The sequence below is a fragment of the Variovorax rhizosphaerae genome, from assembly GCF_037889975.1.
Taxonomy (GTDB): domain Bacteria; phylum Pseudomonadota; class Gammaproteobacteria; order Burkholderiales; family Burkholderiaceae_C; genus Variovorax; species Variovorax rhizosphaerae.
Window position 1 is genome coordinate 38,108 of sequence record NZ_JBBKZT010000034.1, and the last position, 8,376, is coordinate 46,483.

Sequence of the window (8,376 nt, forward strand, 5' to 3'; positions counted from 1 at the left end):
ACAGGAGATCGACGATGCAACTCGAACTGGTCTTGGAGACTCCACCCGAAGCCGCACAGGCGCCGTGGGAGCAATTCGACCCCGCTCAACAGGAGGCGCTCATCCAGCGCCTGGCCCTTCTCATCGCCAAGACCGCCGTCGCGGCACCGCGCGCTCAGGAGCAAGGCGATGAGTGAACACACCAAGATCAAGCCGTCGCACCTGAGCCGCATTGCGATCGTCTACGTGCGGCAATCGTCGGCCGCGCAGGTCCAGCACAACCGCGAGTCCACCGCCCGCCAGTACGCGTTGACGCAACGCGCCGCGGCGCTGGGCTGGAGCGCCGATCAGGTCACCGTGATCGATGAAGATCTCGGCCTGTCTGGCGCCACGACGCATCAGCGCAGCGGCTTTGCGCGAATGACGGCCGAAGTGGCGTTGTCGCACGTGGGGATCATTCTCGGGCTGGAAGTGTCGCGCATGGCGCGCAACAACTCCGACTGGTATCGTCTGCTGGACCTGTGCTCGATGACCGACACCCTCATCGGCGACGCGGATGGCGTGTACCACCCGTCGCTGTTCAACGATCGTTTGCTGCTTGGCCTGAAGGGCACGATGAGCGAAGCCGAGCTGCACGTGCTGCGGGCGCGACTGGACGGCGGCATCCGCAACAAGGCCGCGCGCGGTGAATTGCGTCGCGGCCTGCCGGTGGGCTTTGTATGGGGTGAGGCCGACGGCGAGACCCTGATCCATCCGGACGCCGCCGTCAGCGGCGCAGTGCGCGCGGTGTTCGATCGGTTCGCTGAATTCGGCTCCGCCCGTCGTGTGTGGCTGTGGTTCCGCAGCGAAGGGCTGTCGTTTCCGCTGCAAACGCAAGCGCGTGCGTCGATACGCTGGGTCGCCCCCACCTACACGGCGATCCACGCCGTGCTGAGCAATCCCGTCTATGCTGGCGCCTATGCCTATGGCAAGTCGCGCACCGAGCAATTCGTTGATGAACAAGGCATCGTTCGCAAGCGCATCCGAATGCTGCCGCGCAGCCAGTGGGCCGTGCTCATCCCTGGGCATCACGAGGGCTACACCGATTGGCCCACGTTCGAAGCCAACCAGCAGCGGCTGGGCACCAACACGCGACCGCAACCGCACAAGCCGGGAGGCGCTTTGAGAGAAGGCGCTGCGCTGCTGCAAGGCCTGGCCACCTGCGGTCATTGCGGGCGCAAGCTGCGCACGCATTACCGCGGCCAGCAGCAGGCACCGGGCTACCACTGCGCCGACAAGAGCGTCGTCGACGGGCGCGGCGTGTACTGCCTGAACGTCGGCGGCGTGCAGATCGACGAGGCTGTGGCCAACGCGTTCCTCGCCGCCATCGCCCCGGCGGGCCTCAGCGCCGCCGTGCGTGCGGCCGAGCAGTTGCAGGCCGATCACGATGGGGCCCTGGCCCAGTGGCGCCTGGCGGTGCAGCGTGCACAGTACGAGGCCGACAAGGCCGAGCGACGCTATCGCGCGGTGGACCCGGACAACCGTCTGGTCGCGCGCGGGCTCGAGGCGCACTGGGAGCAGTGTCTGCGTGCCCTCGAGCAGGCGCAGGCCGAGCTAGCGCAACGCCAGCAGCACCGCCCGCATCCGTTGACCGATGATGAACGCCGCCGTCTTCTCGGCTTGGGCGAGGACTTGTCACGCGTGTGGCACGCCGCCTCGACAACGTGGCGCGACAAGAAGGAGCTGCTGCGCACGCTGCTCGAGGAGGTCGGCATCAGCGTGTACCGCGAGCAGTACCGCGCGCTGGTGAAGCTGCGCTGGCGTGGCGGCGCACTCAGCGAGTTCGACGTGAGCCTGCCGCGCTCTCGCCCGGCCACGGTGCGCACCGACGAAGACACAATCGGTCTGGTGCGGCGCCTGGCCCAACACCACGACGACGCCACCATCGCGGGCATCCTCAACAGGCAGGAGCGCACCACGGCGCGCGGCCTGCGCTTCACGCAGAACCTCGTTGGCAATCTGCGCCGTCACTGGAACATTCCCCGGTACGCAGCCTCCGCCGAGCCCATCGCTGGTGAACTGGTGAGCGTGCGCCAGGCCGCCCGCGAACTCGGGCTCGCCGCTTCGACCATCCACCGTTGGCTCAATGACGGCTTCATCGCAGGCGAGCAGCTCACACCCGGCGCGCCATGGCGCATCCGCGTCAACGACGCACTGAGGCGCCGTCTCGTGCAAGAGGTCCCCGAGGGCTATGTGGTGATGCAGGAAGCCACCAAGCGCCTGGGCGTCACCCCGGCAGACGGTGTTGCATCGTGTCCAACGCGGCGAGCTCGATGCCGTGCTCGTCTGCCGCGGACGGCAAAAAGGCTTGCGCATCAAGGTGTTGGACGATCAACCGACCTTATTCGACGAGGCATCATGAACCAAGGGGCATTATGGAGACCGATCCAAGAATGCCTTGATGTCAGCGTCGAGCACCCAGTTCACGCGCTTCGTGTGCATGCCCACCACCACGGCGTCCAGCGCTTGATGCTGGTTGCGCCCTGGCCGGAAGCCATACGAGAAGCCGAGGAAGTTCGCCTCGTAGATCGGCGTGAGCACCGTCACCACAGCTTGCTGGATGATCTTGTCCTCCAGCGCCGCGATGCCCAGCGGGCGCTGCTTGCCGTCCGCCTTGGGGATGTATACCCTGCGTGAGGGCAACGCCCGGTAGCGGCCAGAGTGCACCGCATCCCACAATTTGCCGATCCGCTCGTCGAGTCCTTCCTCGTACTCGCGCCACCTCACCCCATCGACGCCGGCGGCCGCATCGCGCTTCAATTGCATGAAGCTGTCGCGCAGCAGTTGGGGCGTGACGTGGTGAAGCAGCGCCGTGAACCGTACCTCCTTGCCCGCGACCTTGGCGGCCCGGGCTGCTTCACGTACACCGTCGAGCCCCATCGATGCGCGGGTCCGGCTCTGCGTCCGGGGCGCAGGGAGCGCTTCGGTGTTCCTCTTGGCTGCTCGCCTTCCCTCCGGACCCTCCGCCTGCGCCGGTTTGGAGGCGGCGCCGTTGTTCGGGTCGTTCATCGGTACTACGCAAGCATCCGACTTCTCGCCAGCGTGGATGTCGGGCGTGCGGCCAAGGGCCTTCCCCGACCCGCCCGCCACCAACTTCTCGGCGGGCGCTGACGAGATCTCACAGTTCCTGTTCGGAGAGCTTCTGCGCATGCTCAGGGTCTTCGACCGCGTGGGGCTCGTCGAGGGCTCGCGTGTAACGCCCTCGCCGATGTGGCCTTCCGCTTCGCTCAACGGCGTCGGCGCCCCAGACTGCTTGATTTCGCGGCTCAATGGCTGGCCTGCGCTCTCCCCTGTCAACGCTTCGACGACGCCCTCGCGGGCGCCACCGCATGACTCGGGGTCAGGGCGGTTCGCTATTCCTTTCCTGTATTGAACTTTCATCGACTACTCTCTACCAGTCTCCTGGCGCACTGATCGTCCTTTCCGTGTATGTATGGACCCCGCGCCATTTGCAAGCTCTTTTCGGTGACTGTCAAACGGTTTGCATGCATGTATACGGCTTGCCGATGGGCGCGTCGAAACATGCCCGCAGCCTCGATGAGATCCGCACGCCCTGTCCTCAGTAATTTGACGGCTTGAGCCCGAAGGCGCAGCCGACACGAAAAGCAGGCTTGTGGGCGTTGGTCCAACCAGTTCTGTCATCACTTCCGAAAGCTTCGCAAACCAGTGCTGGCGGGTATTTCCTCCTTGATCAATATGGAGTGGTTTCCGCAGGTGCGTCGCTCAGTGAGCCGCAGCGCTGGGGGCGGTAAGGGGTGTCGCTGCTCAGCAGTGCCTGGATCACCCGCGCGTTCTTGTTGGCCAGCGCCACCGCCGCGCGGTTGTAGCCACGCCGGGCGATCAAGTCCTGCAGCCATCGACTCTGCATGTCTGTTTTGCCGACCACGTACCGAAGCACCGTGCGCGCTCCGTGAATCAGCAGGGTTCGAAGGTAGGTGTCGCCGCGCTTGCTGATGCCCTTGAGCTGCGATTTGCCGCCCGACGAGTACTGTCGTGGCACCAGTCCCATCCAGGCCGACAGATGGCGACCGTTGCGGAACTCCTTGGCGTCGCCAATCGCAGCAACCACCGCGGTTGCTGTGATTGGCCCAACGCCGCCGATGACGGCGATTCTCTTGCACAGCGGCGATTGCTTCATAAACGACTTGATCCAGGTCTCGGCACGATCGATGCCGTCTTCGAGTACCTTGATCTGCTCGATGAGTTCTAGGACCATTGCCTGGCAGATGCTGGTGACCTCGCCATCGCAAGAGCTCAGCACCTGCGGAACCGCGCGCTTGAATGCTTCAGGCGACTGGGCCATCGTCACGCCTCGCTCACCCAGCAACCCTCTGGCCTGGTTGATCAACGCGGTGCGCTGCCGGGTCAAGAGGTCGCGCACGCGATGGACGGCTTGCATGTCCTGCTGTTCCACCGACTTCACGGTCACGAAGTTCATCGCCGGGCGACTGGCGGCCTCTGCGATGGCCTGTGCATCGTTGCGATCGTTCTTGTTGGTCTTCACGAACGGCGAGACGTACTGCGGGCTGATCAACCGCACCTCCACGCCCATGGCCCGAAAGCACCGGCCCCAATGGTGGGCCGAACTGCATGCCTCCATCGCTACGATGCGTGGTCGCAACGAGCGCACCGCCTCCACGAAGCCGTCGCGTGTGACCTTGGAGCGATTCGGGGCGTGACCACTGCGATCTGCACCGTGAAGCTGCAACACGCGCTTCGCCAAATCGATGCCCAGAATGTCGATGTCCATCGCACACCTCCAATCCAGAAACGGTTGATGAGTCGCTCAGTTTGCTATCGGGGTGGCGCGGGGTCCATCTCAGTAATTTGATACGGTTTGCCCAGAGAGCCTTATTTGGCGCGGGTTTCGGCGCGCCGGCGCAGGATCCAGAACGCTGCGCCTCGGTGACCGCCGGCCCCGATGTACAGTGCGCCGACAGCTTGAATTGGTTGGTCATGTCCACCTATGTCTATCGATTCGTCGGTCTGGAAGCGCTGCCCGGTCGCCTGACGGACTTCGACCTCCAGCAGTTCTTCCAGCTTGGCAGTCATGACGTCGAGGCGATTCGCTTGCGGTTCAGATCCGACCGGCAAGTCGCAGCCATGGTGCAACTCCTGTTCCTGCGTGCGTGCGGTCGCCCGATGGATCGCTTTTCGGTGCTGCCGCGCAGTCTTTTGCGGTACGTGGCCGAAACGCTGGAGGCATCGCCACTGACGATCGCAAGCCTGCGCAGCCTCTACGCGCGCCGCCGCCCGACTCTGTACGAGCACCAGCAGTGGGCCCGGGACTATCTCGGACTGAGAGAACTTGATCCGGCCGCTGAAGCTGACCTCGTGGCCTTGCTGGCGCTTCAGGCTGCCGATGCCGCGCATCCTGACGAACTGGTCACGTCGGCATGCCGCTGGCTTTATGACCACCGTATCCTGATTCCCGGCCAACGCCGGGTTCAGGACTGGGCCCGAGATGCGTTTGCCGCAATCGAAGCCGGCGTGCGCAGCGCGATAGCCAGCGAGGTCTCCCCTGCCACGATGCGTCGCTGCCGCGAATCGGCCCATAGCCAGCACCCCACCGCTGGCTGCTCCCATCTCGAGTGGATCAAGACCCCCTCAGGGCACCATGGCCCCACCACGCTCACTGAGATCCTGGAGAAGATCAGCTACCTCAAATCGCTCGGCGTGCACGAGTGGTCGCTGGCTGGGGTGAGCTTGCCCAAGCAGCACGCGTATGCCCAACAGGTGCAGGCGCGACGTCCGGCGAAGAACCGCGAACTTGAAGAGAATCGCCAGGCGATCGAGCTAGTGTGTTTCCTGCGCGTGAGCCTTCTGGATCTCACCGACATCGCCGTGCAGCAGAATCTGCGCCGCAGCCAGGATCTGTTCCGCGAGGCCACGCAAAAGGTGAGGACGACACGGGCGCGTACGGACAGCGTCGCACGCGATCAGGCGCGCCTTGCGCGGGAGGTGTTGCGCGATGCGGCCAGACCGTTCAAGGCTCGATGTCTCGAAGCCGATCGACTGCTGACCACCCTGCTGGACGCGCCGCACAAGACCTTTGTCTCCGAGGTGAGAAAGACGCTGTCGACCGATCACCGGCGCGTCAGGGCGTTTCTGGGCGCTCTGCAGTCGTTGGAGTTCGGTGGGCACGCCACGGATCCAGCCTTCGAGCAGTTGGCCGCGTGGCGCCAGCTGCGGGCGACGAACGCAACCGAGCTGCCTGGCGACCTTGAACTGCCTGATGTCGGCGCCGCTTGGCACGATCTCGTGCACGATGTCGATCTGCGGGCGGGCCTGCACGCGTTCGCTGCGTGCACCATGATGTCGTTGCGCAAGAGCCTGAGGAATGGTCGCGTCTGGGTTGATCATTCGATGAGCTTCCGCTCGCAAGAGCAGATGCTCATCTCCCCAGCGGAATGGGCGCAGGACCGGAACGCCTACCTCGCCTTGTTGGGCATGCCTGCAACGGCCGAGGGACTCCTCGACCCCCTCCTCCACAACTTGAGTGCCGGTGTCGCCGCCGTCGGCGAAGCGTGCGAGAAGGGTTCGGTCGAAATCGGTGCCGACGGCATGCTGCATCTGCCTCCCGTCACGGCCCTGCCCGATGACGGCGAACCGCGGCGCGTGCGCGAACTCATCTACAAGAAGATCGGGAACGTGCAGTTGCCCGATGTCTTGCTGGAGATCGATGCCCTGTGCAACTACAGCGAGACGCTTCTCGGCCACCGGGCGGGATCCGTTGCCGAACTGCTCGCACTGTATGCCGCCATGCTCGCTCACGGCACCGACATCGATGCCAAGGGCATCGCGGCGATGGTCCCCGGCCTCGACACGGCGTGGGTGTCCGTCGCCATGCGCGCGCTGGAGACCCACGGGCGCTTGCGGCGAGCAAACGAGCGCGTGGTCGAGTTCCAGGGCCGAGTTCCGCTCGCCGCGCACTGGGGTGACGGTGCAAAGGGTTCGGCCGTCATGATGTCGCTGGAAGCCACGCGTCATCTCTGGAGCGCGCGCACCGACCCGCGCCGACGCACCTACGCAGCCGGCATCTACACGCACGGGTTTTGTCGCAATAGCGGCGTCGGCTTGAGTCAAGGTCGAGGTCTGGAGAGCGATCAAATGGCCAGCGAGTAGAACTGATCAGCGGCGGACGCAGCTCGGTCTGCGGGGCAGCTGAGCTGCCCCTTCTTGATCATGTGCATGATCTCGATGCCCGCAATGAGGATGCTCGCGCAGCGGAAGGACTTGAATCCCAGCATGGGGCGCACGATGCGCTTGATCGCCCGGTGATCTTGCTCAACGATGTTGTTGAGATACTTCGATTGGCGCAGCTCGATGTCGGCGCCCGAGTCGGCACGCATGCTTTCGATAGCCGAGGTGTTGGCGCCGCTCCTGTCGATCGTGATCTTCTCGGGGACACCGTGCAGTTCGATGGCGCGTTCAAAGAATCGTCGCGCTGCAGCATGGTCCCGGTGAGCACGAAGCAGGAAGTCGATGGTGTCGCCGTCTCTGTCGACCGCGCGGTACAGGTACTTCCACTGGCCAGCGACCTTGATGTAGGTCTCATCCATTCGCCAACTTGAGCCCACTGCGCGCTTGCGCCGGCGAAATACTGCGGCCAGGATCGGCAGGATCTTGATTGACCACCGGTGCACAGTGGCGTGATCGACGAAGACGCCGCGCTCGGCCATCATCTCTTCGATGTGCCGCAGGCTCAGCGGGTAGGCCGCGTACCAGCGCACGCAGATCAGCATCACCTCCAATGGGTAGTGCATCCGCTTGAGCACCTTGCCCAGCGCATTGATCATCAATTTCTTCTCAGCCTGCATCGCCTCAGGGTAACAGCGCGGGTCTATTGCGACAGAACCCTTCGGCCTCGGCAAGCTGCTGGAGACGCGGCAGATCAAGAAGATGGTCGCGAGCTACGTCGGTGAGAACAAGGAGTTCGAACGCCAGTACCTGGCCGGCGAACTGGAACTGGAATTCACGCCGCAGGGCACGCTGGCCGAGAAGCTGCGCGCGGGGGGCGCCGGCATCCCGGCCTTTTTCACCAAGACCGGCGTCGGTACGAAGGTCGCCGAAGGCAAGGAACTGCGTGAGTTCGACGGCGAGACCTACGTCATGGAACGCTCGCTGGTGCCCGACGTGGCGCTGGTCAAGGCCGACGTGGCCGACAAGTCCGGCAACCTGCGCTTTAGTCTCTAGACCGATGAGTTTTGATCTTTCTTGCAAAGACTTCAATGCGCAGCAGCCATTGCCGGAACGATGTTGAATCGCGTGAGCGAGCACGCTGCGGCGATGGCGGCACGGCCCAGTCGCGTCAAGTAGTAGCGATAGGTATGCGTGACCTTCTTGATCAAGCCGAGT

General features: G+C 64.2%; 4 protein-coding genes and 4 pseudogenes. 5 read left to right on the forward strand and 3 right to left on the reverse strand.

The window, feature by feature from the left end:
- Nucleotides 1–14 precede the first annotated feature (14 nt).
- Both WKW82_RS36925 and WKW82_RS36930 read left to right on the forward strand, forming a co-directional pair.
- Nucleotides 15–176 carry a hypothetical protein gene (locus WKW82_RS36925; protein ID WP_340348172.1) on the forward strand — a complete coding sequence of 54 codons (162 nt, stop codon included), beginning with the start codon at nt 15–17 and terminating at the stop codon, nt 174–176.
- Nucleotides 169–1,272 (forward strand): annotated as a pseudogene (locus WKW82_RS36930) (recombinase family protein); the annotation flags it as partial. The gene WKW82_RS36925 and the pseudogene WKW82_RS36930, both read left to right, overlap by 8 nt.
- 1,119 nt (nt 1,273–2,391) lie before the next feature.
- On the opposite strand, the gene WKW82_RS36935 reads toward WKW82_RS36930, so the two are convergent.
- Nucleotides 2,392–3,399: a reverse transcriptase domain-containing protein gene (locus WKW82_RS36935; protein WP_340348174.1), complete on the reverse strand. Its 1,008-nt coding sequence runs from the start codon at nt 3,397–3,399 to the stop codon at nt 2,392–2,394.
- A 310-nt stretch (nt 3,400–3,709) separates the two neighbouring features.
- Complete coding sequence (locus WKW82_RS36940; protein WP_340348176.1) at nt 3,710–4,768, reverse strand: IS110 family RNA-guided transposase; 1,059 nt, start codon at nt 4,766–4,768, stop codon at nt 3,710–3,712.
- 206 nt (nt 4,769–4,974) lie between these two features.
- On the opposite strand from WKW82_RS36940, the pseudogene WKW82_RS40870 reads away from it, so the two are divergent.
- A pseudogene (locus tag WKW82_RS40870) lies at nt 4,975–5,466 on the forward strand (DUF4158 domain-containing protein); the annotation flags it as partial.
- Nucleotides 5,467–5,598: 132 nt separating this feature from the next.
- A pseudogene (locus tag WKW82_RS36945) lies at nt 5,599–7,068 on the forward strand (Tn3 family transposase); the annotation flags it as partial.
- Between the two features lie 56 nt (nt 7,069–7,124).
- On the opposite strand, the gene WKW82_RS36950 reads toward WKW82_RS36945, so the two are convergent.
- Nucleotides 7,125–7,817 (reverse strand): IS6 family transposase, encoded by a 693-nt coding sequence (locus tag WKW82_RS36950; RefSeq protein WP_340348164.1) that lies wholly within the window; start codon nt 7,815–7,817, stop codon nt 7,125–7,127.
- A 61-nt stretch (nt 7,818–7,878) separates the two neighbouring features.
- Here WKW82_RS36950 and WKW82_RS36955 point away from each other — a divergent pair.
- Nucleotides 7,879–8,211 (forward strand): annotated as a pseudogene (locus tag WKW82_RS36955) (CoA transferase subunit A); the annotation flags it as partial.
- Nucleotides 8,212–8,376 lie beyond the last annotated feature (165 nt).